Source organism: Plantibacter flavus, assembly GCF_051487245.1.
In the GTDB taxonomy this organism is placed as follows: Bacteria; Actinomycetota; Actinomycetes; order Actinomycetales; family Microbacteriaceae; genus Plantibacter; species Plantibacter flavus_B.
The window spans coordinates 19,673-45,700 of the sequence record NZ_JAHVDH010000001.1 but is presented as its reverse complement, the minus strand read 5'-3'; the positions used below and the strand labels follow the sequence as shown (position 1 = coordinate 45,700).

The following is a 26,028-nucleotide window of genomic DNA, read 5'->3' as shown; positions in this document are numbered from 1 at the left end:
CGGGATGCGCCGAAGCCTGCACGGATTCGGGCGCGTGCGCGAGACGGATAGGCTCGATGCGATGACCGACGCACTCGCCCTCCGGCCCAAGTTCTCCCGTCAACGGGTGATCGTCGGTGCCGCCGCGTTCGCAGACGCCCACGGGCCCGAGGCACTCACGCTCGCCGCCCTCGCCCGGGAACTCGGCACCTCGGCTCCAGCGCTCCTGAAGCACGTCAGGAGCACCGACGACCTGCGCACCGCGGTCGCGACGCTCGCGCATGCCCAGCTGAGCAGCGAACTCGATGTCGCCACGGCGGGACTCCACGGGTCGGATGCCCTCACCGCGGCAGCGACGAGCTACCGCCGCTTCGCCCTCGCCCACCCCGGCCGATACGCTCTCGCCTTCTCGGTGACGGACGCACGCACCGACGCAGGCGTTCCCGCCGACCGGGAACTCGTCCTCCTCCTCGAACGCGTGCTCGGTGGTCGAGGCCTCGACAGCGTCGCCATGACGGATGCCGGTCGGATCCTGCGCGCGGCGCTGCACGGGTTCGTGTCCCTCGAGATCACCGGCGGATTCGCGCGGGGAGTGGAACCGCTCGCGACGTACACTGCTCTCGTCGACCTGCTCGACCACTCCCCCACTCTCGGCACGCGACACGACAGGCAGACCACATGACCCCGACCCCGACCGTCCTCTTCGTCTGCGTGCACAACGCAGGCCGCTCGCAGATCGCCGCCGGCTTCCTCCGCGCCCTCGCCGGAGACCGCATCGAGGTGCTGTCCGCCGGCAGCGCGCCGAAGGACAGCATCAACGAGGTCGCCGTCGAGGCGATGGCCGAGCACGGGGTCGACATCACCGCGGCCGTCCCGCAGATCCTCACGACCGAGGCCGTCAGGACATCGGACGTCGTGATCACGATGGGGTGCGGCGACGCCTGCCCGATCTTCCCCGGAAAGCGCTACGAGGACTGGGAACTCGAGGACCCGGCCGGCCAGGGCATCGTGGCCGTCCGCCGCATCCGCGACGACATCGAGGAACGCATCGCAGCACTGTTCGTCGAGATCGTGCCTCAGGAGCCGTCCGAGTTCCCGCCGTCCATCGGTCAGGTCGCGATGCGCGAACTCACCGCGCACGGCATCACCCGTTTCGAACAGCTCGACCGTCTCGCCCCGGCAGCCCTCCTGCGCATCCACGGCGTCGGCCCGACAGCCGTGCGGATCCTCATGGACGGCTCGCGCACGGTCGCGGGCGCTCAGGACGCGTCGCGGTCGGCAGGTTCCTGAGCCCAGGGCGCCCCGAGTTCGGCGAAGGTGCTGCTCGTCAGAACGGCACGCTCGACCAGCTCCCCGATGCCGGGAAGGACGGGGTGTCGCTCGGCGCCGGATCCGCGCCAGTCGACGAACGCCGTCGCGATGGGGCGAGGCTCCGGAGCAGCACGGATCGCGTCGAGGATCGCGGTGAACGCCGCGGCGTCCTCGAGTGAGCTGACCAGGGCGACCGGCTCCGCACCGCCGATCGACGCCCTCGCCTCGAGCAGGTTCTCGATGAGTCCGGTGCGCTCGACGTCGACGATGCGGGCCTCCTGTCCGTGCAGCGCGATCTCGACACGGTCGCGCGTGTACGCGAACCGGATGTCACCCTCCGTTCCACGGACCGTGACGATCGGATCGGTGTCCTCGGCGGCGCAGAGGGTGAGCGCCGCGGTGAGCACCTCGCCGGTGGTGAGCGTCAGCCGCACCACCGAGGTGTCGTCGGCCTCGATGTCGTTCGCCCGGTACTGGTCGAGCTCGATGCGTTCGAGACGGCCCTCGCGCGTCGCGTCGGCGAGCCGGAGCATCGTCTGCACCGCGTGGGCGAGGGGGTTCGTGACGACCCCGTCGACGACGGGCACGCCGTTCATCTGTCGCCGTCCCGCCCAGGCCGCCCTCGTCCAGTAACCGTGCGTGCGCACCCAGGTCCCGGCGGCGTCGAACGAACGGACCTCGCCGATCGTCCCGGCCGCGACCAGGTCGCGGATCATCCCGATCGCGTGCGAGCCGAGGCTCTGGAAGCCGACCTGCACGAGCCCACCGGTGCGCTGCTCGACGGCGAGCAGCGCACGGTACTCCGCCGCGGAAGTGACCGGAGGCTTCTCCAGCAGGACGTCGGCCCCGTGCTCGAGAGCCGTCACTGCGAGCCCCAGGTGCGTGTGGATCGGTGTCGACAGCACGACGACGTCCGCGGACACCGTGGCGAGACAGTCGTCGAGCGATTCGAACAGTGGCGCGTCGCCGACGGCACGGTCCTCGTCGGTGAGGGTGCGATCGACGAGCCCGGCCACTCGTGCGCGGCCGGAAGCGACGAGCGCGCGGGCCGCCTCGACGTGGGAAGCCCCGTGGCCGTGGATCCCGACGACGACGATCGCGGGCTGGTCCTGGTGGGTCATGCTGCATCCTCTCGGGAGACGGTGAGTGCGCGGTGGAGCGCGGCGGCAGACGGTGCGTCGAGCCGTCCGTCGACGACGACCGCTTCGAGCGTCGTCGTCAGCGGATGCTCGGGATCGACCTGGGTCACCGTCGAGCTCGCGACGGCGAGGCCGACGCCGGGATACTCGTCGGCGCGCACGAACCAGGGCCGTTCGGCGTCCTGCCCCGAACCGGCCGGTCGTCGGAAGAGCAGACTGGCCGGCCCGGTCTTGTCGGCGAGCACGAACGCCACCCACGCACCGGACGAGCCGTTCGCGAGATGCTCACCGGCGCCCGCGGGGCTCCACACCGTCTCGACCGTGCCGTGCGGCATGCGCCAGAAGAGCCCTCCGTACCCGATCCCCGCTCGACCGTTCGTGGCTGGGGACCCGATCGTGACGACCCCGGACGTGCTGCGGAGCGTGCTCGACACGACGACGCGGAGGACTGCTCCGGCGGCCTCACCGGTGCGGGTCCGGACCTCGTCGATCGCCGTCGGCACCGTGGACGTCTCCAGCGTGGTCGCGCGTGATTCGCGCAGCTGGACCACGCCGGTCGGCGCCGTCCACTGCACCTCGTGATCAAGCCGACCGCCGCGCAGCTCCTGGCTCACGACGGTCTGGGTGCCGTGGTTGTCGAGCATCGCGTAGCCCTCGTCACGGACGAAGCTCGGACCGCCCCAGTAGGTGACGCCGTCGACGTCGGCGATCGCCATCGACACGCCGAGATGATGCGGATGGTCGGTGGGCTCGACCTCCGTGAGGAGGACGCCGGCGAGCGAGGAGATCGGGTGGAGGAACGGGCGCGGCGAGCGCGCAGGCGGCAGTCCGGTTCCATCCTGGTGGCGTGCGACGTCGCGGTGACCGCTCACGGCGGACAGGCCGCGGTCGTCGAAGGACCAGCGGACGGTCATCTCGTGCCGCTGCATTCGTGCGCCCAGTGTGCGGCTTGGACGAGGAACCGTCGATGCTCCGGAGACTCGAATGAACGCGGATCATGGCCCAGCGTCGAGACGACGATCCGCGACTGCAGGTGTTCCCTGGTCCACGCAGCGGGCTGCACCCGGTCGTCGATGCGGTGCGACAGGAGGACGTGCACGTCGTGATCGATGTCGAGGTCGCTGTACCGTTCGTCGACCAGCTCGAACGTCTCGATACCGGACGTGACGTCGTGGTCCTCGTCGGTGACCGTGATCGTCGCCGGCCCAAGCTCTGGATGACCGGATCGCCCCGGCACCCAGGCCCCTCCGATGGCAGCGCGCCACTCGGGGTAGTCGCGCAGGCTGGAGACGGCGTTGTGGATGGAGAGGATCCCGATCCCGCGTGCGAGTGCGGCCGACAGACCGTCGGCCGCGCCAGGTGCCTGCCCCCTCCCGGTCTCGCCGTTGCGCCAGGGGTCGGCAGCGTTCACCACCAGGACGTCGACGTCGGCGAGCCGGGTCAACGCCTCGTCGACCTGATCCGTGGTCTCGACCTCGTCCCCGGCTTCCGCGAAGGCGTTGGCGATGAGCTGCGTCGTCGTCTCCAACGGGTGCCAGGGGTCGCTGTACCGGCCGGTCCCTGTAGCGATGAGGATGCGGGTCATACGATCGTTCGTCCTCGGCTCTCGATGTCGACCGTGGTTCGGCCTCTTCCCGGACCAGGGTACGTCGTCGACCCGGACCTCGAGCGGGGACCCGCGATCGATGCAGGCGATTCGTGCGATCCCGCGTCGCCCCGTCGTATCGTGGTCGCATGAGCAAGCATGCAGCATAGCCGAACGTCCCCGAGGATCGCGAGACCACCGAGGACTCCATCGAGCAGGAGGTCGACGGCGTCGACGAGTTCCTGCCCGTCGCCGAACCGACCGACGGCCCGGCTCCCGCCCCGTAGGTCCGGCAAGCCCCTCGCTCAGCGCGGGTAGACGAGCGCTGCGTCCGGATCGATGACGAAGTCGACGACGTCGCCGGTGGACCAACCCGCCTGGGCGAACCGTTGGACGTCGACGTCCGCAGCGACCAACGCCGATCGGACGCGTACGATGTCGCCGCGCGGTTCGACGTCGGTGATGGCCGCACGCAGGGTGCTGCCCGCCGGTCCATCACCCGCCGAGCGGACGTCGACCGCACCCGGACGGAATGCGCACGCCACCGCGTCACCCACCCGGAGCGCCCCGTCGTCGACGACGCCCCGTGCGCCGACGACGAGTTCCCTGCCGTCCTCCAGACGCAGCCCGTGGTCCGTCCGCGCGCCGGTCACGAGGTCGAGCCCGGCGAGATCGGCGGTGAAGGCGGTGCGAGGGCGCTCGAGGACGTCCGTCGTGGGTCCCTGCTCCACGACCCGGCCTGCGCGGAGCACCACCACGCGATCGGCCAGCGTGTACGCGTCGAGGACCTCGTGGGTCACGAGCAGCGTCGTGCGTCCGTGGAGCTGCTCGCGGAGCATCCGGCGCAGCTGGGGTGCGACCGTGACGTCGAGCGCCGCCATCGGTTCGTCGAGCAGCAGCAGTGACGGCTCGGGAGCGAGCGCACGCGCGAGGGCGACCCGTTGCGCCTGCCCACCTGACAGTTCCGCCGGTCGGCGGTCGGCCAACTCGGCGACCTCCACGTCGGCGAGCCGTCTGCGTGCGAGCTCGCGAGCCTCAGCCCGTGGGATGCCGGCACTCCGCGGCCCATAGGCGACGTTGTCGAGCACGGAACGGTGCGGGAACAACAGCGCCTCCTGGGCGAGCAGCGAGATCCCCCGCCGGTGCGGCGCGAGCCAGCTGCTCCGCCCCTCACCGAGCCGGAAGAGTTCGCGTCCGGCGAGCGTCGCATGACCGGTGTCCGGTCGGAGCAGCCCGGCGAGCACGGCGAGGAGCGTCGACTTCCCCGCGCCGTTCGGGCCGAGGACCGCGACAGTCTCCCCCGCTGCGAGGTCGATCGACAGCTCCCAATCCCTCGCGCGGTGCGTCGCCGTCAGGTGCAGCGACGCCTGGTCCCGGGCGCCCGCCATCATGCCTTCCGCCCGCCGGGGTGGACGACACCGACACCGGCACCCTCGGGGAGGGTGGTGCGGCCACCTCGAAGGAGCGACCGCCGACGCCCCGACCCCTGGGCACCGGCGACCCCGACGACGAGCACCGCGACGACGACGAGCACGAGCGACAGCGCGACGGCGGCATCCGGGTCGGTCTCGCGCTGCAGGTAGATCTCGAGCGGCAGCGTGCGCGTCACGCCCTGCAGGCTCCCGGCGAAGGTGAGCGTCGCACCGAACTCGCCGAGCGCGCGTGCGAACGACAGGATAGCCCCCGAGAGGATCGCCGGGGCGAGCAGCGGCAGCGTGACCGTGCGGAAGACCGTGGTCGGCGAGGCGCCGAGGGTCGCGGCGACTCCCTCGAACCGCGAACCGCTCGTCCGGATCGCCCCCTCCAGGCTGAGGACCAGGAACGGCATCGCGACGAAGGTCTGCGCGAGCACCACGGCTGTCGTGGAGAAGGCGATGGTGATCCCCGCGTCCTGCAACGGCCCGCCGAGGATCCCGAGGCGTCCGAAGGTGTACAGCAGCGCGATGCCGCCGACGACCGGCGGCAGCACGAGCGGTAGGAGCACGAGCGAGCGCAGCACCCGCTGCCCGGGGAAGTTCGTGCGGGCGAGCACGATCGCGAGCGGCACACCGAACAGGATGCAGAGCGCCGTCGCGATCAGCGAGGTACGCAAGCTCAGTCCGAGCGCAGCGAGGGAGGACTCCGAGGTGATGAGGGCGCCGAAGTCCGCCCAGTCCACCCGCAGCACGATCGCGACGAGCGGCAGGAGGACGAACGCCGCCCCGACGACCGCGATGGCGACCACCCAGCGGGGCACGCCTGATCCGGAGGTCGTCATCAGCCCGGGCTCGCAGCCTATGCAGCGCCGAAGCCGGCGGCCTTCAGGACCCGCTGGCCGGCGTCGCTCACGACGTACGCTGCGAAGGCTGCGGCGACGTCCGGGTTCGCACTGCTGGCGAGCTGCGCGATCGGGTACGTGTTCACGGCCTCGGAGGACTCGTCGAACGCGATACCCGTGACGGCGTCGCCGGCGGCGATGACGTCGGTGACGTAGACGAGCCCGGCGTCGGCCTCCCCAGAGGTCACCTTGCCGAGCACATCGGTGACGGACGACTCCTCGCTCACCGGTGCGAGCGTGACGCCGGTGGCGGTCTCGACCGCCACGGTCGCGGCCCCGCACGGCACCTGCGGCGCGCAGACGACGGTCTTCACCCCGGGCTTCGCGAGGTCGGCGAACGAGGCGATGCCGGCCGGGTTCGTCGGCGGGACGGCGATCTGCAGGACGTTCGTGGCGAAATCGACCGGCGTGCCCTCGGTGAGGCCGGCGTCCGTCAGCTTCGCCATGTTCTTCTCGTCGGCCGATGCGAAGACGTCACCCGGTGCACCGTTCGTGAGCTGCGTGACGAGGTCCGAGGAGCCGGCGAAGGTGAGCTCGACGGTGGTGCCGGGATGTTCGTCCTCGAACGCGCTCGCGAGTTCGGTGAACGTGGTCTTGAGCGATGCCGCCGCGTAGACCGTGATCGAACCGCTGAGGGCGTCTGCGGAGCCGGATGCGCTCGGCGTGGCCGCCGGGGCGGCCGAGGAGCAGCCCGAGGCACTCAGCAGCAGCGCGGCGCCGAGCGCGAGGCCGACGGCGAGCCGTGCGGGCGTGGAGCGGTGGGCGAGGGTGATCATGATCGTGCCTTCGGTGTCTCGATGAGCACCGTCGTGGCCTTCACGACGGCGATGGCGGTGGCACCGAGCTCGAGACCGAGCTCGCGCACGGCCTCACTGCTCATCAGCGAGACCACCCGGTGCGGTCCGCACTGCAGCTCGACCTGCGCCATGACGGTGTCCATGGTGATGTCGGTGACGATGCCGACGAACCGGTTGCGCGCAGAACGGCCGATCTCCGAGGGATCGACGGGCAGGACGGCGTTCCGTCGGGCCAGCTGGGCGAGCGAGAGCCCGTCGACCGTGCCGCGACCGGCATCGTCCGTGGAGCGCTCGAGGACACCCTGGTCGATCCATCGGCGGATGGTGTCGTCGCTGACCCCGAGGAACAGGGCCGCGTCCTTGATCCGAATCTGCGGCATGTTCGGATGCTATCCCATGCAGGTGCGGGTGCGATCTCCTTCAATCGACGTATCTGCGTCTGCGAAGATCCGATGCCGGTGTCGCTCCGAAGCACAACCATGAGATCTCGCCTGCTCGCCACCGCCGCCGCGCTCACGCTCGCCACCGCTCTCGCCTCGTGCAGTTCACCCGCTGCAGCGCCCGTCGCGGACGGCGACGGACCGCTCGTTGCCTTCTACGGGGACTCGTACACGCTCGGCACCGGCGCGAGCGACCCGGCCGAGCGATGGTCGACCGTGATCAGCGAGGAGCGCGGCTGGCGCGAGTTCAACCCGAGCGTGAACGGCCTGGGTTTCGTCAACCACCGCGACGGGTTCGGAGACGGCAGCGGCGACCTCCCGTCGCTCATCATCGCCGAACAGCCCGACATCGTGTTCGTGACGATGGGCCTCAACGACGCCTTCAGTTTCGACCGCGCGGCGGACCAGATCCACAGCCAGATCGACACCGACCTGCACCGGCTGAAGGACGCGCTGCCCGACGCCCGGTTCATCGTCGTCGAACCGTTCTGGTACACCGACGAGCGACCGGCGGCGATCGAGACCATCATCGAGTGGGTGGCCGACGGTGCCGCCGACATCGGGGCCGACACCGTCCCCGGGGCATCACACTGGATCGAGGGACACCCGGAGTGGATGGCCTCGGACGGCCTGCACCCGAACGACGAGGGCTACGCCGAGATGGCGAAGCGGATGGACGCAGAGCTGGAGCGCCTCGGGCTCTGAACCCGTCGCGGCCGGAGGTCAGCCGAGCCAGACGCCGCGGTCGGCCATGAACGGGACGGGGTTCACGCGGGAGCCGCCGACACGCACCTCGAAGTGCACGTGGCAGCCCGTGGACGCACCCGTCGACCCGACGAGCGAGATGCCCTGCCCGGCCGACACCCACTGGCCGCGGCCGACGAGGATCGAGCTGTTGTGGGCGTACCCGGTCTGGACGCCGTTACCGTGGTCGATCAGGACCCAGTTGCCGTAGGTGCCGAGCCAACCGGCGTAGGTGACCTCGCCGGCGCTCGCGGCGTAGACGGTCCGGCCACAACCCGCTGCGAGGTCGGTGCCCGAGTGGAACGGGTTCACGCCCGCGACGGGCTGGCTCGGCCGAGGACCGTAGTTGTCGGTGATACGGCCTGAGATCGGCAGCGCCCAGCCCTGACCGCCGACGGCGCCCGAACCGCCACCGCCACCGCCACCGCCACCGCCGGCATTGGCCGCTGCCTCTGCTGCTGCGGCGGCTGCAGCAGCGGCCGCAGCGGCAGCAGCAGCCGCAGCAGCAGCCGCAGCCTTGACCTCTTCGCCCTTGCGGTAGTCGGCCTCCGTCGCGGCACGATCCTCACGGAGCACCACGAGCTGCGCCTCGAGCGTCGCGAGGTACTGCTGCTGTTCCGACACCGCGGTTTCAGCGTCCGCCCGCGCCTGAACGGCTTCCGTGAGCGCGGTCTCCGCAGCGACGGCGAGCTCGCCCAGGGCAGCTTCAGCGACGGTCGCCTGCTCGGTCAGCGACGATGCCGTGTTGGCATCGGTGCGCGCGCGATCGTAGGTGCCGTCGGTCGACTCGGTGAGTTTCGTGATCGTGCTGAGCCTGCCGAGGAGCGCCTCGGGCTCGTCGCCGTCGAGGAACGCCGCGGTGCTGAGGTCGACAGAGCCGGTGCGGAGCCACGCCGCGACGAGGGCGCCGGCCTGGCGCTTCGACGCGTCAGCTGCCGCGGCGGCGGCGTCGGCCTGCCCGCGCAGGGAGACCGCACGATAGCTCGCCTCGTCGACCGCGAGCTGCGCGGCCTCGTACTCGTCCGCGCGCAGCACGGCCTCGGCTTCGGCGAGCGCCGCCGCGGACTGGAGCGCCTGCACGAGTCCCTCGATCTGCACGATCGTCGTCTGCTTGGACGATTCGCTCGAGCGGGCGGCTTCCACGTCCTCCCAGCTGGGGTACTCCGCTGCCGTCGCGGGCTGCGTCACGCCCATCGTGAGGACGATGATCCCGGCGAGCGCCGCGGCGATCGAAGCTCGTCGGCGGGCAGGACGGAGACGGGGCATGGTCACATGCTGGCAGCGTTCAGCCCCGTTCGGGGGCAGGCACGCCACACGGACGGCCGGATTCGCGTCAGTCGCCGGCCACGCGGATGGTCCGAGACAGGCTCAGTGTCGCTCGCGGAGGCGCTGGGCGAGGACGAGGTCCAGCAGTGCGTCGGCCACCTGCCGCTTCGATCCGGCCACTTCCGAGGCCACGGACCCGTCGCGATCGAGCACGACCACCTCGTTGTCCGGCGTCCCGAAGCCGGCGGTCCATCCGACACGGTTGAGGACGAGGAGGTCGGCGCCCTTCCGCTTCGCCTTCGCGCGCCCGAGGTCGAGGAGTTCCTCCCGGTTCGCGGCCGTCTCAGCGGCGAATCCGACGACGATACGACCCGGCGCGGCGTCCGCTGCGAGGCCGGCGAGCACGTCCGGGTTCCGCACCAGGGTGAGCGTGAGCCCGTCGCCCGAGTCGTCCTTCTTGATCTTCCGCTCGGACACGTCCGCCGGGCGGTAGTCGGCGACGGCTGCCGCCATCACGACGACGGTCGCAGCGCGGGCGGCTTTCCCGACGGCGTCCGCGAGCTCGGCCGTCGTGCCGACGGGGACCACCTCGACGCCGGACGTCGCCACGGCCTCGGTGGCGACATCGGTGTCGAGATGAGCGGCGACGAGCACGACCCTCGCGCCCCTGGCGGCCGCCGCCTGTGCGATCGCGAGGCCCTGCCGTCCGCTCGACCGGTTGCCGAGGAACCGCACGGGGTCGAGCGGCTCCCTCGTGCCGCCGGCGGACACGACGACGGTCTCGCCGGCGAGGTCGTGCACCACGACTGACGTCTCGGTGAGGCCAGCGCCGTCGAGCAGTGCCAGTCCGGCCGCGACGACGTCCTCCGGCTCGCTCATGCGCCCTGGACCTTCGTCGCCGCCCGTCAGCGCCCCCGACTCCGGGCCGATGAAGGCGACACCCCTCGACCGCAGCAGAGCCGTGTTGGCGACGGTCGAGGCGTGCTGCCACATCTCGGTGTGCATCGCCGGTGCGAGCAGCACGGGCGCCCGGCTTGCGAGGACGGTCGTGCCGAGCAGGTCGTCGGAGAGGCCGGCGGCCAGCTTCGCGAGGGTGTTGGCGGTCGTCGGCGCGACGACGATGAGGTCGGCGCGCTGCCCGAGTGCGACGTGGCGGACCTCTGCAACGCCGTCGTAGAGCGACGTCGTGACCGGGTTCCGGCTGATCGCCTCGAGCGTCGGCAGACCGACGAAGCGGAGGGCGCTCTCCGTGGGCACCACGTGGACGTCGTGGCCGGCCTTCACGAAACCGCGGACCACACCGACCGCCTTGTAGGCCGCGATGCCACCGGTGATGCCGACGACGATCGTTCGTCGGCGTTCTTCGGCGGGCTGTGCTCCGAGCGTCATGACGTCTCCTCCCGTACGGGGCTTCGACACCGCGCACTCCTCTAGTCTGTCTGAGTCGAGCCGATCCAGGAGGAACCAGCGTGTGCACCGTCATCATCGACTTCGACCCTGAGCGTCGGTGGCCGATCATGATGCTCGGTCTCCGCGACGAACAGCCGGGTCGCGCCTGGGACCCGCCGGGCGCCTGGTGGCCGCAGCTCGGCGAGTCAGTGCACGGCATCCACGACCGCGAGGCCGGCGGCGCGTGGCTCGCGAGCAACGACGATGCCCCGGGCGGCGCGCGAGCCGCCGTCGTCCTCAACCGTCGCGAGGACCTCGACGTTCCGGAGGGCGGTTGGACGTCGCGCGGCGTCCTCCCCCTCGAGGCGGTCACGACGGGGGTCGATGAGCAGCGTGCGCGCACGGCTCGGTCGTGGAACCTCGTCGAGCTGGCCGCCGACCGCGTACGGGTGACAAGTTGGGACGGCGAGTCGATCCGTTCGATCGACGTGCCGCCTGGCCTGCACCTCGTCACGCACGAGGGACCGGACCACCTCGAGGTGCCACGCGTGCATCGGTGGCGTCCGGCCTTCGTCACTGCCGCAGCGCCGACCGGGCCGCTCGACGGCGAAACGGCCGCGAGCTGGGAGCCGTGGCTGCGCGTCCTCCGCGACAGCACAGTGCTCCCGACCGGCGCCGACGAGGCGATCGTGCGCGTCGACGAGCACGACGGCCTGCGTCTGGCGTCACTGTCGGTCACGGCGCTCGCGCTCGCGCAGAACGGTGCTGTGCTCCGCAACGCCCGCCTCGAAGAACCCGGCCATCTGCCCGCCACCCTCCGCTGGGAATGACGCGAGCCACGGACCCCTGATCGGACTGGGCGATCTGTCGAAAGCGCTTCCATGGCCTCAGTACTGTTGAGCCATGGCCCTCAACCCCGTGCGACTGCGACTGCTCGAGGCCTTCGACCGCCTTGGCACGATCCGCGCCGTCGGTCGGGAACTCGACCTCAGTCCGTCAACCGTGTCGCAGCAACTCTCCGTCCTCGAATCCGAGACCGGCGCCGCCCTCCTCGAACGCCGAGGACGCACCCTCGTCCTCACACCGACGGGCGCCCTGCTCGTCGAACGCGCGCGGGCGCTCCTCGCCCAGATGGACGCGATCGAGGTGGAACTCGCCGAGGTGGAATCCGAACCTTCGGGGCGGCTGCGGATCGCCGGGTTCACGAGTGTGATCGCCCCCGTCCTCATCCCCGCGGCACGCGCACTCGCCATCGCCCACCCACGACTCGATGTCGAACTCATCGAGCTCGAACCGCATGAGAGCACGACCGCGGTGCAGCGCGGCACGTGCGATGTGGTCGTCACCGTCGACCAGGAGGACGGGTTCCTGCTCGACCCGACGGTCCACAGCATTTCGCTCACCACCGACCCGCTGCTGCTCATCGCGCCGCTCGACCACCGGGTGGCCGGTCTCGATGCCGTCACCTTCAGCGATCTCGTCGGGGAGCACTGGGCGTTCGACGCACCGGGCACCTACCTCGGCGAGCTCATCCCCTTGCTCTGTCGCCGGGCCGGATTCGAACCGCACATCGTCGGACGCTTCACCAGCTACGAGGTCGTCATCGACCACGTCGCTGCAGGACTGTCGGTCGGGGTCCTCCCCGCGCTCGCCATCGGTTCCCGCAGCGACGTCGTGAGCAGGCCGCTCGCGGGGATGAGTGAACGGAAGATCATCGCCACCGCGCGGAAAGGGTCGCTGGGGCGCTCAGCCGTGGCCGCTGCGCTCGCTGCCGTCCAGCAGGCGACGGACGAGGCGATCGCCCGCTAGCCGCCCTCGGGCCGAATCGGCGGTGGGCTGCGTCAGCGGTGGGCTGCGTCAGCCGTGGGCTGCGTCAGCCGTGGTAGCCGGACTTGCTCATCGCGATGAGTCCTCCGACCATGCCGATGCCGCCGAGGACGGAGATGAGGGCGATCACGCCGATGAGGATGTCGTTCACGGTCATGTGCACCATGGTACTGAACCTTGACCTCGTGCAGAGCGCGACTAGGGTTGGTCCGTCCCCCGACACCACCCGGAGACCCACCATGATCACGACACTCAGCGAGTCGCAGGCGTCCGCGTTCCGTGAGGGCAGGATCCCCGCGACGGAGCACCTCGACACCGACACCGCCGTCGTCGCCGTCCCCACCGGCGACCCGGCGAACCCGTTCACGCTCTGCTCGGTGCTGTTCGGCGCCGACGGCCGCGCCATCGTCATCGACCCCGGCACCGACACGGCGGCCGGGCGGGAACACCTGCTGCGCGAGTTGCAGGCGATCGGGGTCTCGACGCTGACCGGCGTCGTGGTCACCCACCTGCACCCCGACCACCTCGGCCTCGCCGGGACGCTGCGTGAGGAACTCGCCGCCCCGGTGCTCATGCACCGCCTCGAGGACGAGGCGGCCGCCGCGGTGCCGCCCGGACCAGCGGAACTGCTCGCAGCGCTCGACGCTTGGGGGGTGCCGGCCGACGACATGACGGTCCGTCCATGGAGCGAGCGCAACGATGCGCCGGCCGGGCACCTCGGGAGCACGAGAGCCGACCGCACCCTCGAAGACGGCGATGTCCTCGACCTGCCGGGGCGCACGATCCGTGTCCTGCACACCCCCGGCCACACCACGGGACACCTCACCCTGCGCGATGAGGACCGCGGCATCCTCTTCACCGGCGACCACGTCCTGCCGACGATCTTCTCGGGCCTCGGCCTCGGCGCACACAGCGACGAGAACCCCGTCTCCGCCTACCTCAGCTCGCTCGAGCGTGTGCGCGGGTACGACGACCATCAGGTCGTCCCGGGGCACGGCTTCCGCTTCTCTGGGCTCGCCGAACGGTGCGACGAACTCGCCGCCCACCACCTCACGCGAGCCGACGAGGTGCGGGCGGTCGTGACGGACGATCCCGGGGCGAGCGTCTGGACCATCGCGTCCCGCATCGGGTGGTCCGCCGGTTGGGACGGACTCGCCGGCCTGCTGCGGGTGTCGGCGCTCACCCAGACCGACTGGCACCGCTCACGGCTTCAGGAGTCGGCCGCCGTCTCGGCCCCCTGAGTCCGCCGGGCCCCACGCCACCGAACCCCTGCCTGCGCCGAACCCGGTCCCCGAGCCTGTCGACGGGCGCCTCGACACGGTCGGCGAACGATCCCGCTATCCGCCCCCGTCGACATCGACCCACACCGTGGGACGCCGCGAGAGCGCCCGCTCGAAGGCGTAGAGCCCACCACCTGCCGCCCCACCCGCGCCGATCACGGCGAACGCCACGACTGTGGCCGTGGAAGCGAAGCCGATCGGCGCTGCGATGAGGCTCGCGACGATGAGGACGAGGAAGGCCGCACCGCCACCCGCGATCCAGGCACGATGCCGCGGGCCGCGGTCACCCCAGTGGTCGAGCACGCTGAGCGCGATGAGTGCACCGACCGCACCGACCGCGGCGAGCATGCCTCCGACGAGTCCGCCGACCAGCAGGGCGATCCCGGCGACGTCCAGCGGACGACCACCGAGGTGGCCGACGGAGGCGAAGAACTCCGCACCCGCCGCGAGCACCGCACCGACGACCGCACCGCCGCTCACGGCGAGACCGAACAGAGAGACGACCCGCAAGAGCGACCAGCCGGGGTCTGCCGCTTCATCGAACGCATCCATCGCATCGACCGCTTCCTGCGCACGCGCCTCTTCGTCGAAGGCGTCCTGCGGTCAGACTGGCACGATGCGTGCGGCTCCCCCAGCCGTTGCGCGACGGTGAACGGGCGGTGTATAGACGATGGCTCTCCCGTGAACCCGTTGGACGGGCTCAGGACACCGCACCGGCCGCCGGCGTCACGACCGGACTACCAGCCGAAGGTACCCGCGGCACCCTTGAACGGGCCGACGATCCCTGCGGTGATCCACCCACCGTAGAAATCGCCCGCCTGCGCCTGGACCACCTCGCCGTCGACCTCGCACGAGTCCATGCGGCCCGGGTACACCGCGATCATGCCGAACAACGGGGCGAACCCCGGCCGCGGATCCGGGTACGTCCACGCCGCCGCCGACGCCACGTGGTCGCCGACCCGGACGTCGAGGTAGTGCGCCTCACCCTTGAACTCGCAGAAACTCGTTCCCTCCACCGGAACGAGCACACCGGGAGCGAAGTCAGCGGCTGGCACGTAGTAGACGGGCGGATGGCTCGTCTCGAGCACCCGCACCGCCGACGTCGACTCGGCGACGACCTCACCACCGAAGCGGATGACGATGCGCTCAGCTCGCGGCTCGACGCGGGGCGGGCGCGGGTAGTCCCACACCGACTCCTCACCGGGTCCGGGCTGGACGGGGACGGGGCGGTGGAAACGCGTCGAGTCTGGCATCGCCCCACTCTGCCGCCTCCACCTGGGGAGAGCCCGCGAACAGAGGATTCGTGCTCACCGCCCACCCGTCGATCTCGCCCGCACGTGCATGCGCTCGCCCTGTTTGCCGAACAGACTGAGGAACTCGACCGCGTCGCCGTCCGCACGTCCGAACCAGTGCGGCAGCCGGGTGTCGAACTCGGCGACCTCGCCCGGCGGCAGGACGATGTCCTGGTCGCCGAGCAGGAGCCGCAGACGCCCGTTGAGCACGTACAGCCACTCGTAGCCCTCGTGCACCTTCTGCTCCCCCGGTGTCTGCGGGCCGTCGCCGCCGTGGATGACGTGCTTGTAGGCCTGCAGACCGCCTGGACGTCGCGTCAGCGGCAGCATCGTCTGCCCGTACCGCTGGATCGGCTTGAGATGGACGCGGGGATCACCCGTCTGCGGCGCACCGACGAGGTCGTCGAGTGGAACCTGGTGCGCACGAGCGAGGGGCAGCAGCAGCTCGAGGTTCGGCCTGCGCTGACCGGATTCGAGTCGTGACAGCGTCGACACCGAGATGCCGGTGTCGGCGGACAGCGCCGCGAGGGTCGTCCCCCGCTGTTGGCGGATCGCGCGCAGTCGCGGCCCGACCGCGTCCAGCACGCCATCGAAGGACTGGTCGTCTGCGTCGTCGTGTCGATGCGCCATGGTTCGATTCTCGGACCACGTTGCCGCTTCGGCAAGCTTTCTTGCCGGTTCAGCACATCGCACCGCACGCTGGTCCCGTGCCGCGGAGACGACCCGGCGCACCCTTCGACCCGATCGGAACACCGTGGACCCCACCCTTCCTCCTGCCCCTTCCTCGACCTCCGCCGACCCCGCATCCGACGTCGTCGTCGACGTCGTCATCGTCGGAGGCGGTGCCGCCGGTTTGAGCGCGGCGACGATGCTCGGCCGCTCGCGCCGCTCGGTCGTCGTGATCGACGGCGGTGAGCCCCGCAACGCCCCCGCGGACGGCGTCCACGGCTTCCTCTCGCGCGACGGCATCCCGCCGCTGGAACTGTTGCGTCTCGGCCGGGCGGAGGTCTCCGCCTACGGCGTGCGGCTCGTCGACGGACGCGTCACCACGGCGTCCCGACAGGGTGACTCCTTCAGCGTGACGGTCGACGACGGCACCGTCGTCGTCGCACGCCGACTCCTCATCGCCACCGGCACGGCCGACGAGCTGCCGGCGATCCCCGGCCTCCGAGAGCGGTTCGGTCGCGATGCGCTGCACTGTCCCTACTGCCACGGCTGGGAGGTGCAGGACCAGACGATCGGCATCCTGGCGACGAACCGTGACGCCGCGGCACACCAGGCGCAGTTGTTCCGCCAGCTGAGCGATCGGGTCGTCGTCCTGCGGAACACCGCGGGAGACTTCACCCCGGAGCAGGAGGCGCAGTTCGCCGCTCGCGGCATCAAGGTCGTCGACGGCGTGGTCGAGCGGCTCGTGGTCGCAGACGACCGCCTCGTGGGTGCACGACTCGACGACGGTCGGACCGTCCCGGTCGATGCACTCGCGGTCGCTCCGATCGCGCGGGTGCGGGTCGCCCCGTTCGCCGGGCTCGGACTGCATCCCGCACCGCACCCGAGGGGTGCGGAGTTCGGTGACGCCCTCCCCGTCGACGCCATGGGTGCCACCGCCGTCCCCGGCGTGTGGGCGGCCGGCGACGTCACGAACCTCCGCCCGCAGGTGTTGCAGGCGGCGGCCGCCGGGTCGATGGCGGGAGCGATGATGAACATGGAGCTCGTCGAGGACGACGTGCGCCGAGCCCTCGCGGAGCGGTAGAACCACCCTTGTCGGCCCCGCACCGACATGGGACGATGACGCGACGGGTGCTGCAGCGCCCGTCGCGTCGCCGTTCCAGCGAGGAGGCAGCATGGCCAGCGCACCGACCACCATCGACGACTACCTGGCGTCGCAGCCGAGCGACGCGGCCGACGCCATCGAGGAGATCCGGCTGCGGGTGCACCGCGTGGTCCCCGGGCTCACCGAGGCCATCCGCTACGGGATGCCGACCTTCATGCTCGACGACCGGTACCTCGTGTACCTCGGCGCCTGGAAGCATCACATCGCGCTGTACTCGATCCCGCGGTTCGACGGATCGCTCGAGCAGGCGGTGTCGGACTACCGCGCGGCGAAGGACACCCTGCAGTTCCCGTTCAGCCGCCCGATCCCGTTCGACCTGATCGACCGGATCGTCGCCGAACTGTTCGCTCGGCGCCGAGCCGCCGACGCCCGGCACGAGCACTGACCCACGTCGTCCGTTCGCCCGATGTCGGGCGAACGGACGAGGTCGCGTCGAGGAGCGCCGGCTCAGCGGTGGACGATCCAGAGCGCGACCGTCGAGAAGACCACGGTCAGTGGCGCGACGACGAGGCCGAGCAGGATGAACCGACCCCAGCCGAACGCGACGCCCGCGGCCGTCAGTCGGCTGTGCCAGAGCAGCGTCGCGAGCGACGCCCACGGCGTGATGAGTGCACCGGCGTTCACCCCGATGAGGAGGGCGGCGAACCGTACCGGATCACCGGCGATGGGTTCGAGCGCGAGATAGGCGGGCAGGTTGTCGGCGAGGTTCGCACCGAGCAGGCCCACGCCGGCGAGCTGCAGCAGCGCCGGCAGGTCGTCACCGGTTCCGGCGACCACGGCGAGCGCCGTCCCGAGCCCGAGGGCGTGCGCAGCCTCCGCGACGAGGAAGAGTCCGGACGCGAGCAGGACGAGTTGCCACGGGACGAGCGCGACCCGCAGCGCAGTCGGCCGTCTGACGAGGAAGCACGCGCCGAGCACGACCGCGGCGACGAGCGCCGGCAGCCACACCGGGAGTCCTGACACGAGGAGCGGCAACAGGACGAGGACGACGGTTGCAGCGGCGATCAGGAGGAACCGGTCATGCTCGGGGGCGCCACTGTCCCGCGCCTCGGTCTCCGTCGCCCCCGAGCCCGCCGGTTCACTCACGACGGCGTATCGGCGCGACAACTGGTGACGGAACACGACCGCGAGGACGACGCACGGCACAACCACGGCGACGACGGCGGGCACTGCCATGAGTGCGGCGAACCCTGCCGGTCCGAGCGGTCCGCCGCCGCCGGCCGCCGATGCTTCGTCGATCGCGTGCTCCGCCAGCAGATTGGTGAGGTTCGACACGGGGAGGAGCAGGGAGGCGGTGCAGGCCAGCCACACGGTCGTGAGCGCGAACGGCAACGGCGGGAGTCCGGCGTGCCGCGCGAGGCTGATCACGACGGGAGTGAGCAGCACCGCCGTCGTGTCCAGCGAGAGGAACACTGTGCTGAGGGTGGCGAGGACGACGACGAGCAACCACAACAGCCACGCGCTTCCCCGGCCCCAGCGCACCAGGCGGGAGGCGAGCAGCGCGAACAGCCCGGCCTCCGCGGCCAGTTCGGCGACGACGGTGATCGCGACGACGAAGAGGAGGATCGGCCAGACCCGTTGGGCGACCGCGACCGCGTCCGGACCCGGCAGCACTCCTGCGAGCATCGCGACGAGCCCGACGAGCAGCAGTGCGATGCCCAGCACAGCAGTCCGCACGGCGCCTCCTCAGGGTCCTTCCGAGGTCGTCTGGTCGCCGCTCGGCAGTCGATCATACGTCCGCGGGCAGGCGATGGCCGTGCAGGCGACTCAGGCGCGGACCCAGCGTGCGATGAGCGCGAGAAGTGCGGGCTCGGCGTCACGTGCGGCGCCCTCGCTCGCGAAGGTGACCACGCCGCGGTCGGGGGTCGCCCAGACGGCGAGGCCGGCGTCGTCGTCGAACACGAAGTGCGCGCTGTCGTCGCGCTTCCGCACCCCGCGATGGAGGATGATGCGGATCCGGTTCGCCGGGTGCAGGGCGAAGGTGACGCGGTCCTCGCCGTCGTAGACGAAGCTGGGCGCCTTCCACTTCACATGCTCCGAGAACCCGTCGTCGGACGCCATGATCGCCGCACGCAGGCGGAGGACCGCCGGCTTCAGCTGGTGCTGCAGCGCGGCGAGGTGTGCGTCGACCTCCGCGGTGCTCATCGGGTCAGCCCGTTGGGCGGCCCACGTAGGCGGCGACGTCGCCGGAGCCCCAGATGCCGCCGACACGGGTGCCGGCGCGCTCGTTCGCCGCTTCGACGATCTGCCCGTTTCCGAGGTAGATGGCCACGTGGTAGTAGTCGTAGCCGCTCGACCAGAAGATGAGGTCGCCGCGCTGCTTCTGGCTGTACGGGACGAGGCGGCCCTGCGACTGCATCGTGTAGTACTGGTTCGTCGCGGAGTGGGTGCCGATGCCGCTGCCGTACGCGGCACGGGTGAGCCCGGAGCAGTCCCAGACGTTCGGGCCGGAGCCTCCGAGCTGGTAGCCCTTGCCGACCTGCGCGAGTGCGAACGCGATCGCGGACTCGACCCCGGCAGCGTTCGGAGGAGAGACCGTTCCGCCACCGCCGCCACCGCCGCCGGACGATCCGCCACCGCCCGACGATCCACCGCCACCGGAGGAACCTCCCGGCGAGCCGCCTCCGGAAGCCGGCGGCTGGTTCGCCGCTGCCTCCGCCGCAGCCGCCTCGGCAGCCTGCCGAGCGGACTCGCCGGCGGCGTACCCGCGCTCGGTCTCCGCCGTCGTGTTCTTGAGCGACGCTAGTTGCGCGTAGAGCTGGTCGGCCTGCTGCTCCTGGACCGCGACCGCGGCTGCGGCGGAAGCCGACGCGGCCTCGGCGGCGTCGTACTTCGTCTGGGCCTCGCCCTCGAGACGCTCGCGCTCCGTCGTCGCCACCTCGGCCTGCTCGGTGAGGCCGCTCGCGGCGTTCCGGTCGGTCACCGCCTGGGCGTAACTCGCGGCATTCTGCTCACTGAGTTTGTCCATCACGGAGAGCCGGGACAGCAGGTCGTCGGACTGGCCGGCCCCCAGCATGAGGTCGAGGGAGACGTCGCCGCCTCCGCCGCGCGTGAGCTGCGCGACGAGCGCACCCGCACGCTGCTTCGAGGTCTTCGCCGTGGTCGCTGCGGCTTCGGCCTGCTCGCGGAGCGCCGACTCCCGAGCGGTCGCCTCCGTCACGGCATCCTGTGCCTGACGGTAGGCCTCCGCCGCGATCTGCGCGTCGCGGAAGGCGGCGTCGGAGGCCTCCTGCAGGGAAGCGATGAGGGCGGTGATGTTCGTGATCTCCGCGGCCTTGGCGGACTCGCTCGACTTCGCCGCTTCGACGTCCGCCCAGCTCGGGTAGTCGTCGGCCTGCGCCGGCAGGGCGCCGAAGGTGAGAGACGCGGTGACGACGCCGAAGGACACCGCCATCGCCAACCAAGGACGACGGAGGCCGTGCGATGCGGCAGGCGTTCGAGCGGGGGTCATGATTCTCCTTCTCCGACGACACGATCGCGGCGCTCCCGGCGGGTCGCGGCTTCAATCACGTCACAAGAGTCACAATAGAAACTTTGATCACACTAGCCACTCTCGTCCCGGAGCACCAGCTCGAATACCCCCGGACGGGGGCGAGGGGACCGCGGAACCACGGACGCAGCGACGAACCGGTCGCCGAGCCTCTCGAAGCGCCGCCCGTCGACAAGCTCAGGGACCGAGGCACACGCGGGGACCGAGAAAGCCGCGAGGGTCGAAAGAAACGCAGGGGCCGCGGCCGAGCGGCGGGCTCAGGAGGCCGCGGGCGGAAGCTCGGACCAGCGGGCCGACTCGCCAGAGCGGACGATCGCGAGCAACTGCGCACGCAGGGCGTCCTGGTCCGGCACCGCCGGGAACACGTCGGCCTCGAGGCGGTCGGCCGCCCGCCACACCTGCGTGCCGGCGTCCGTGCGCGTCACGACGTGACGGCGACGGTCATCCGCTGCTGCGACGCGTTCGATGTGCCCGTCACGCTGCAGCCGGTCGAGCGTGCGCGACATCGTCTGGTTCTGGACGCGTGCCCGCCGCGCGAGTTCCTTCTGACTCGCGGGACCGGCCTCGAGCAGGTGCAGCACGATCAGTCCGGCGTGCGTGACGCCGAGTCCTTCCAACGCCTGCTGCCAGGCGTGCTCGACGAGCCGCGAGGCCGTGGACAGCAGCCGGCCGGTCGGCCACTCGGACATCGGATCGCGTGCGGGGTCGCCGGCGACACCGCTCGTCGACCGCGCTGCATCCATGGCACCAATGTAGTCCTCGCGCCAGTGGGACTCCTCTCACTGCTCCACAGTCGTCGGGCGGCGCACCCCTGCTGACCCCCGTCCCCCGGGAAACGTCGCCGACGGACTCCGTCGCCGAAGTGGCAGATCACGACGGAATCGCGCGTCGCAGCCGGGCTAGACCCCCAGAACTGGGGGCCAGGACCCCCCTGGAGTGGGGGAATCGTCGATGACCCCCGCTCCATACACTCGAAAGATATCCAAGGGGGACGCTCATCACGACTGACTTCGTCGGCCGTTCGTGGGCAACACGATCGACGTCGCGTCTCCGCGGGCGACCCGAATCGCTCGAGACACGAACACCCGAATCCCACCCGACATCACAAGTGGATAGCAGCCTCATGACGACGCACCCGAATCGCCGTCGGTACCCCCGATGGGCCCATTGTCAGCACCCGATCTCCTCACTCCTGCAGCACCCGAGCACGCAGCGAGCCGGCGCATGAGCGCCGAAGTGAAGGACAACCCGTTCCCCCTCGCCGGCCCCCTCACCGGACCGATCACGATCGGTCGACGGCGCCGCGCAGCACGCGTCGCCGCGCGGTCGAACGCCTCCGTGAAGACCCTCACGCAGCGCGAGTGGTCGAAGCGGTACCGCCGCCGCGTCGTCCTGACCGACACGCTCATCGCGATCACAGCCGTCTCCGCTGCGTTCCTCGTGCGCTTCGGCGACGAGCCCTTCGGCAGGCAGGCGCAGGAGATGTACGTCGTCCTCTCGGGCGTCATCGTCACCGTCTGGCTCGCGTTCCTCGCCTTCACCCGCACCAGGGACAGCCGCATCATCGGCTCGGGCGTCACCGAGTACAAGCGCGTGGTGAACTCCAGCGCCTTCGCATTCGGCATCCTCGCGATCGTGTTCCTCATCGCGAAGATCGACATCGCCCGCGGCTACTTCATCCTCGCGCTGCCGATCGGCACGTTCGCGCTCCTCGTCTCCCGCTGGATCTGGCGGAAGTGGCTCATCAGCCGCCGCCACCTCGGTGAGTACACGGCACGCACCGTCGTCGTCGGCAAGCGGGAGGACGTCGAGTACGTCCTCGAGCAGGTCGCCAAGCAGCACAGCCTCAGCTACACCGTCGTCGGTGCAGCCGTGCTGGACGACGACGAGACCGGCCCGTTCCGCAGCCGCGGACGTTCGGTCCCCGTGGTCTCCCACGTCGACGGTGTGGCGCAGGCCGCCGCGAACCTCACGGCCGACGCCGTCATCATGGCGGGTCCCGTCGACGGCGGTCGCGACTATATCCGCCGCCTCGGCTGGGACCTCGAGGGCACCGCGACCGAACTCGTGCTCGCTGCCCGCCTGACGGACGTCGCCGGCCCCCGCATCCACTTCCGTCCTGTCGAGGAGCTGCCGCTCATCCACGTGGAGATCCCGCAGTTCGAAGGCGGCCACCACATCATGAAGCGCGCCCTCGACGTCGGCCTCACGAGCATCGGTCTGCTGCTGATCTCCCCGCTGTTGGCCCTCATCGCCCTCGCGGTCAAGCTCGACAGCCCTGGCCCGGTGCTGTTCCGCCAGGAGCGCGTCGGCCGCAACGGCGAGCGGTTCACGATGTTCAAGTTCCGCTCGATGATCACCGACGCTGAAGCCGCGCTGCCCGCCCTCATGGCCCAGAGCGAGGGCAACGGCGTGCTCTTCAAGATGAAGAACGACCCGCGTGTCACCCGCGTCGGCCGCGTGCTCCGCAAGTTCTCGCTCGACGAGTTCCCACAGCTCTGGAACATCCTGACGGGCGACATGAGCCTCGTCGGACCGCGCCCTCCGCTGGCGAGCGAGGTCGCCGAGTACGAGAAGGACGTCCACCGTCGTCTGCACATCAAACCGGGCCTCACCGGCATGTGGCAGGTCAGCGGACGGTCCGACCTCAGCTGGGAGGAGAGCGTCCGACTCGACCTCTACTACGTGGAGAACTGGTCCATCACCGGCGACCTCATGATCATGTGGCAGACGGTGAAGGTGGTCCTCAAGCCCGTCGGCGCGTACTGATGCCCTCCGCCGAGGCGGTGATGCCCCCAAACCGAGGGGTGTCCTGCAAAAAGAGGACAAAATCCCTTCCAGAGGGGACAACACTTCGATACAGTCGTCTTCACCACCGCGAACTGGTGAACCACTCGGCACCCGAAACACCCGAACCCGCCGAGTCGGGCCACCTGGTCAATGACGCCACTCGCACGCATGAACCCGATCCTGCGACGAGACCCGCGACGCTTACCCGAGCCGACCGCGCCTCCACTCCGCCCTCACCCGAGCGTGGACGCATCAGGCGCATGCTCGCGAGCGACGCCATCGTCGTCGTGCACCGGCAACCCACCGGACACCCGATACCCGAGTACCGACGCCCGAAACGTCGACACCACGCCTCGTCCCGCAGACCCGAAACCACTGCGGCCGTCGCGCATACATGAGAGACCCGAACTCAGCTATGTCCAGTACCCTGACGTTCTTCCCACCGTCCGCATCGGAGATGATCCGATGATCGGTCGTGACGGAAACACCCGTCCCCGACGGAGCGTCGCCCACGGCCGCCAGGCCGACGGCACGCTTCGCATCGCGATGGTCGGCACGCGCGGCGTCCCTGCCGCATACGGCGGATTCGAGACCGCGGTCGAGGAGATCGGCAGCCGGCTCGCCGCTCGTGGCCACGACGTCACCGTCTACTGCCGCCGCACCGCCGCCGAGCAGCCGGCCGAGCACCTCGGCATGCGCCTCGTGCACCTCCCGGCGCTTCGCATGAAGGTGGCGGAGACCCTCAGCCACACCGCGCTGTCCGTGCTCAACATGATGTTCACCCGCCGCCACGACGCCGCCTTCGTCTTCAACGCGGCGAACGCCCCCTTCGTCCCCTTCATCCGGGCCAAGGGCGTTCCGACCGCGGTGCACGTCGACGGTCTCGAGTGGAAGCGTGCGAAGTGGAGCGGCTCCGGCAAGCGGTACTACCGCTGGGCCGAGGAGCGGTCCGTGCGCACGGCCGACGCACTGATCGCAGACGCCGCCGGCATCGCCGACTACTACGAGCAGCAGTTCGGCGTCCCGACCGAACTCCTCACCTACGGCGCGAAGATCCTCGAGCAGCCCCGCACCGACCTGCTCGGCAACGTCGGCGTCGAGGCGGGGGCGTTCCACCTCGTCGTCGCACGCTTCGAACCGGAGAACCACGTCGACCTGATCGTCGAGGGGTTCATCAAGAGCGACGCGAAGCACCCGCTCGTCGTCGTCGGTTCAGCTCCCTACGGCGCAGAACACAGCGAGCGCATCGCTGCCCTCGCCGCCTCCGACCCGCGCGTACGCCTCCTCGGTGGCGTCTGGGACCAGGAGCTCCTCGACCAGCTGTACGCCGGTGCGCTCACGTACCTGCACGGCCACTCGGTCGGCGGGACGAACCCCTCGCTGCTCCGCGCCATGGGCGCGGGAACCGCCGTGATCGGCTTCGACTCCGTGTTCAACCACGAGGTCGTCGGTGAACAGGGGACGTTCTTCTCCACCGCAGAGCAGCTCACCGAACTCGTCGAGCTCGCTGAGCAGGACCCTGCTGCGACGGCCGCGTTCGGAGCAGCCCTCCAGGCGCGCGCTGCAGCCACCTACCGCTGGGACGACATCGCCGACGGCTACGAGGCGCTCGCCCTGCGTCTCGCCGACGGCGCGACCATCCACGGCACCGGACGCTTTACGCGCCTCCCCATCGACTGGAACCCGAAACCGGTCGATCGCCCCCACCCGACACGCATCACCGAGAGCACCGGAGGATTGGCATGACCCGAATCACTGCCGACACCCGTTCGACCGCCCCCAGCACGACCGATTCGTACGCCGACATCGTCGCCCGTCTCGCGGGCGCGCAGAAGAAGCGCGCCGCCGGCGCCCCGGCGTACTCCATCTACGTGAACCGCAAGGCGGGCCGCTACCTGGCCGCCGGCGCGTACAAGGTGGGCCTCACCCCGAACGTCGTCACCGCGATCAGCGCACTGTTCACCTTCTCCGGCATCGCGATGCTCGCGATTCTCCCACCCACCTGGTGGCTCGGTGTCGCGGTGTGGTTGGCCCTGGCGATCGGGTATGCGTTCGACTCGGCCGACGGCCAGGTCGCACGGCTCCGCGGCGGCGGCTCGCCGAGTGGGGAGTGGCTCGACCACGTGGTCGACGCCACGAAGATCTCGACCCTGCACCTCGCCGTGCTCATCATGGTGTTCCGACACTTCGAGTTCACGAACCCGGCGCTGTACCTCATCCCGATGGGCTACACGGTCGTCGCAGCGGTCTCGTTCTTCGCGATGATCCTCAACGACCAGCTGAAGGCCGCCTACGGCCACAAGCCGGCGGCGACCGACCGCAAGAGCTCGCCGCTGCGGTCGCTGCTCGTCATCCCGACGGACTACGGCTTCCTCTGCATGATCTTCCTGCTGCTCGGAGCCCCGGTCCTCTTCTTCGCCGCGTACACGCTGATGTTCGTCGCGAACGCCGGGCACCTCATGCTCGCCTCGGTGAAGTGGTTCCGTGACATGGACCGCCTGGGCGCGACGCCGGTGACCGCCGACTGACCCGGCTCTCCCCACTCGCCGCG

26 protein-coding genes and 1 pseudogene are annotated in these 26,028 nt (G+C 70.6%); 11 read left to right on the top strand and 16 right to left on the bottom strand.

Going from position 1 to position 26,028, the window contains the following annotated elements:
- The first annotated feature begins 61 nt into the window (after positions 1-61).
- Entirely contained in the window at positions 62-661 is a 600-nt protein-coding gene (locus KXS11_RS00195) for a TetR/AcrR family transcriptional regulator (protein WP_437383383.1), read from the top strand.
- Positions 658-1,056: pseudogene (locus KXS11_RS00190) on the top strand (arsenate reductase ArsC); the annotation flags it as partial. The gene KXS11_RS00195 and the pseudogene KXS11_RS00190, both read left to right, overlap by 4 nt.
- Positions 1,057-1,238: 182 nt before the next feature.
- Here the strand turns inward: KXS11_RS00190 and KXS11_RS00185 are convergent.
- The 7 genes from KXS11_RS00185 to KXS11_RS00155 all read right to left on the bottom strand — a co-directional run bounded on the left by KXS11_RS00185 (position 1,239) and on the right by KXS11_RS00155 (position 7,508).
- Positions 1,239-2,411: a Gfo/Idh/MocA family protein gene (locus tag KXS11_RS00185; RefSeq protein ID WP_437383381.1), complete on the bottom strand. Its 1,173-nt coding sequence runs from the start codon at positions 2,409-2,411 to the stop codon at positions 1,239-1,241.
- The gene (locus KXS11_RS00180) at positions 2,408-3,358 is read right to left on the bottom strand and encodes a DUF6807 family protein (RefSeq protein WP_437383379.1); all 951 of its coding nucleotides are present in this window, start codon (positions 3,356-3,358) and stop codon (positions 2,408-2,410) included. The genes KXS11_RS00185 and KXS11_RS00180 overlap by 4 nt, the downstream gene beginning before the upstream one ends.
- A complete protein-coding gene (locus tag KXS11_RS00175; protein WP_437383378.1) occupies positions 3,340-4,014 on the bottom strand; it encodes a ThuA domain-containing protein in 675 nt (224 codons plus the stop codon). Before KXS11_RS00175 ends, KXS11_RS00180 begins: the two co-directional genes overlap by 19 nt.
- A gap of 305 nt (positions 4,015-4,319) precedes the next feature.
- Positions 4,320-5,402, bottom strand: coding sequence for a sulfate/molybdate ABC transporter ATP-binding protein (locus KXS11_RS00170; protein WP_437383377.1), 1,083 nt, complete (start codon positions 5,400-5,402; stop codon positions 4,320-4,322).
- Complete coding sequence (locus KXS11_RS00165) at positions 5,402-6,271, bottom strand: ABC transporter permease (RefSeq protein ID WP_437383374.1); 870 nt, start codon at positions 6,269-6,271, stop codon at positions 5,402-5,404. Before KXS11_RS00165 ends, KXS11_RS00170 begins: the two co-directional genes overlap by 1 nt.
- A gap of 17 nt (positions 6,272-6,288) precedes the next feature.
- Positions 6,289-7,107 carry a molybdate ABC transporter substrate-binding protein gene (gene modA / locus KXS11_RS00160; RefSeq protein ID WP_437383372.1) on the bottom strand — a complete coding sequence of 273 codons (819 nt, stop codon included), beginning with the start codon at positions 7,105-7,107 and terminating at the stop codon, positions 6,289-6,291.
- Entirely contained in the window at positions 7,104-7,508 is a 405-nt protein-coding gene (locus KXS11_RS00155) for a TOBE domain-containing protein (protein ID WP_437383369.1), read from the bottom strand. Before KXS11_RS00155 ends, modA begins: the two co-directional genes overlap by 4 nt.
- 99 nt (positions 7,509-7,607) lie before the next feature.
- Here KXS11_RS00155 and KXS11_RS00150 point away from each other — a divergent pair, with 99 nt between their 5' ends.
- Positions 7,608-8,273, top strand: a complete 666-nt coding sequence (locus KXS11_RS00150) for an SGNH/GDSL hydrolase family protein (protein WP_437383367.1) — start codon at positions 7,608-7,610, stop codon at positions 8,271-8,273.
- 18 nt (positions 8,274-8,291) lie between these two features.
- Here the strand turns inward: KXS11_RS00150 and KXS11_RS00145 are convergent, their stop codons facing one another.
- Together KXS11_RS00145 and coaBC are read right to left on the bottom strand one after the other, a co-directional pair.
- Positions 8,292-9,578 carry a peptidoglycan DD-metalloendopeptidase family protein gene (locus KXS11_RS00145; protein ID WP_437383364.1) on the bottom strand — a complete coding sequence of 429 codons (1,287 nt, stop codon included), beginning with the start codon at positions 9,576-9,578 and terminating at the stop codon, positions 8,292-8,294.
- Between the two features lie 102 nt (positions 9,579-9,680).
- On the bottom strand, positions 9,681-10,967 hold the full coding sequence (gene coaBC, locus KXS11_RS00140; protein ID WP_437383362.1) for a bifunctional phosphopantothenoylcysteine decarboxylase/phosphopantothenate--cysteine ligase CoaBC: 1,287 nt from the start codon (positions 10,965-10,967) through the stop codon (positions 9,681-9,683).
- 80 nt (positions 10,968-11,047) lie between these two features.
- Between coaBC and KXS11_RS00135 the strand changes: the two genes are divergently transcribed.
- The 3 genes from KXS11_RS00135 to KXS11_RS00125 all read left to right on the top strand — a co-directional run bounded on the left by KXS11_RS00135 (position 11,048) and on the right by KXS11_RS00125 (position 14,035).
- Positions 11,048-11,797, top strand: coding sequence for an NRDE family protein (locus KXS11_RS00135; protein WP_437383359.1), 750 nt, complete (start codon positions 11,048-11,050; stop codon positions 11,795-11,797).
- Positions 11,798-11,870: 73 nt separating this feature from the next.
- Positions 11,871-12,776: a LysR family transcriptional regulator gene (locus KXS11_RS00130; protein WP_437383356.1), complete on the top strand. Its 906-nt coding sequence runs from the start codon at positions 11,871-11,873 to the stop codon at positions 12,774-12,776.
- 257 nt (positions 12,777-13,033) lie between these two features.
- Positions 13,034-14,035 carry an MBL fold metallo-hydrolase gene (locus KXS11_RS00125; RefSeq protein WP_437383355.1) on the top strand — a complete coding sequence of 334 codons (1,002 nt, stop codon included), beginning with the start codon at positions 13,034-13,036 and terminating at the stop codon, positions 14,033-14,035.
- Positions 14,036-14,131: 96 nt separating this feature from the next.
- Here KXS11_RS00125 and KXS11_RS00120 read toward each other — a convergent pair whose 3' ends face one another.
- From KXS11_RS00120 to KXS11_RS00110, 3 genes are all read right to left on the bottom strand, one after another.
- The gene (locus KXS11_RS00120) at positions 14,132-14,626 is read right to left on the bottom strand and encodes a hypothetical protein (RefSeq protein WP_437383352.1); all 495 of its coding nucleotides are present in this window, start codon (positions 14,624-14,626) and stop codon (positions 14,132-14,134) included.
- A 185-nt stretch (positions 14,627-14,811) separates the two neighbouring features.
- A complete protein-coding gene (locus KXS11_RS00115; protein ID WP_437383350.1) occupies positions 14,812-15,327 on the bottom strand; it encodes a DUF427 domain-containing protein in 516 nt (171 codons plus the stop codon).
- A 54-nt stretch (positions 15,328-15,381) separates the two neighbouring features.
- A complete protein-coding gene (locus KXS11_RS00110; RefSeq protein WP_437383347.1) occupies positions 15,382-15,996 on the bottom strand; it encodes a helix-turn-helix domain-containing protein in 615 nt (204 codons plus the stop codon).
- Positions 15,997-16,120: 124 nt separating this feature from the next.
- Between KXS11_RS00110 and KXS11_RS00105 the strand changes: the two genes are divergently transcribed.
- Complete coding sequence (locus KXS11_RS00105) at positions 16,121-17,116, top strand: NAD(P)/FAD-dependent oxidoreductase (RefSeq protein WP_437383345.1); 996 nt, start codon at positions 16,121-16,123, stop codon at positions 17,114-17,116.
- A gap of 91 nt (positions 17,117-17,207) precedes the next feature.
- On the top strand, positions 17,208-17,582 hold the full coding sequence (locus KXS11_RS00100; protein WP_437383343.1) for an iron chaperone: 375 nt from the start codon (positions 17,208-17,210) through the stop codon (positions 17,580-17,582).
- A 62-nt stretch (positions 17,583-17,644) separates the two neighbouring features.
- Here the strand turns inward: KXS11_RS00100 and KXS11_RS00095 are convergent, their stop codons facing one another.
- The 4 genes from KXS11_RS00095 to KXS11_RS00080 form a co-directional block, all read right to left on the bottom strand.
- The gene (locus KXS11_RS00095) at positions 17,645-18,874 is read right to left on the bottom strand and encodes an SLC13 family permease (RefSeq protein WP_437383341.1); all 1,230 of its coding nucleotides are present in this window, start codon (positions 18,872-18,874) and stop codon (positions 17,645-17,647) included.
- A gap of 90 nt (positions 18,875-18,964) precedes the next feature.
- Positions 18,965-19,342, bottom strand: a complete 378-nt coding sequence (locus KXS11_RS00090; protein ID WP_437383338.1) for a DUF1801 domain-containing protein — start codon at positions 19,340-19,342, stop codon at positions 18,965-18,967.
- Between the two features lie 4 nt (positions 19,343-19,346).
- On the bottom strand, positions 19,347-20,648 hold the full coding sequence (locus KXS11_RS00085; protein ID WP_437383337.1) for a C40 family peptidase: 1,302 nt from the start codon (positions 20,646-20,648) through the stop codon (positions 19,347-19,349).
- A 296-nt stretch (positions 20,649-20,944) separates the two neighbouring features.
- Positions 20,945-21,430, bottom strand: a complete 486-nt coding sequence (locus KXS11_RS00080; RefSeq protein WP_437383335.1) for a MarR family winged helix-turn-helix transcriptional regulator — start codon at positions 21,428-21,430, stop codon at positions 20,945-20,947.
- Positions 21,431-21,911: 481 nt separating this feature from the next.
- On the opposite strand from KXS11_RS00080, the gene KXS11_RS00075 reads away from it, so the two are divergent.
- The 3 genes from KXS11_RS00075 to KXS11_RS00065 all read left to right on the top strand — a co-directional run bounded on the left by KXS11_RS00075 (position 21,912) and on the right by KXS11_RS00065 (position 26,005).
- Positions 21,912-23,456, top strand: a complete 1,545-nt coding sequence (locus tag KXS11_RS00075; protein ID WP_437383332.1) for a sugar transferase — start codon at positions 21,912-21,914, stop codon at positions 23,454-23,456.
- A gap of 486 nt (positions 23,457-23,942) precedes the next feature.
- Positions 23,943-25,223, top strand: coding sequence for a DUF1972 domain-containing protein (locus KXS11_RS00070; protein WP_437383330.1), 1,281 nt, complete (start codon positions 23,943-23,945; stop codon positions 25,221-25,223).
- A complete protein-coding gene (locus KXS11_RS00065; RefSeq protein ID WP_437383328.1) occupies positions 25,220-26,005 on the top strand; it encodes a CDP-alcohol phosphatidyltransferase family protein in 786 nt (261 codons plus the stop codon). Before KXS11_RS00070 ends, KXS11_RS00065 begins: the two co-directional genes overlap by 4 nt.
- Positions 26,006-26,028: the final 23 nt, after the last annotated feature.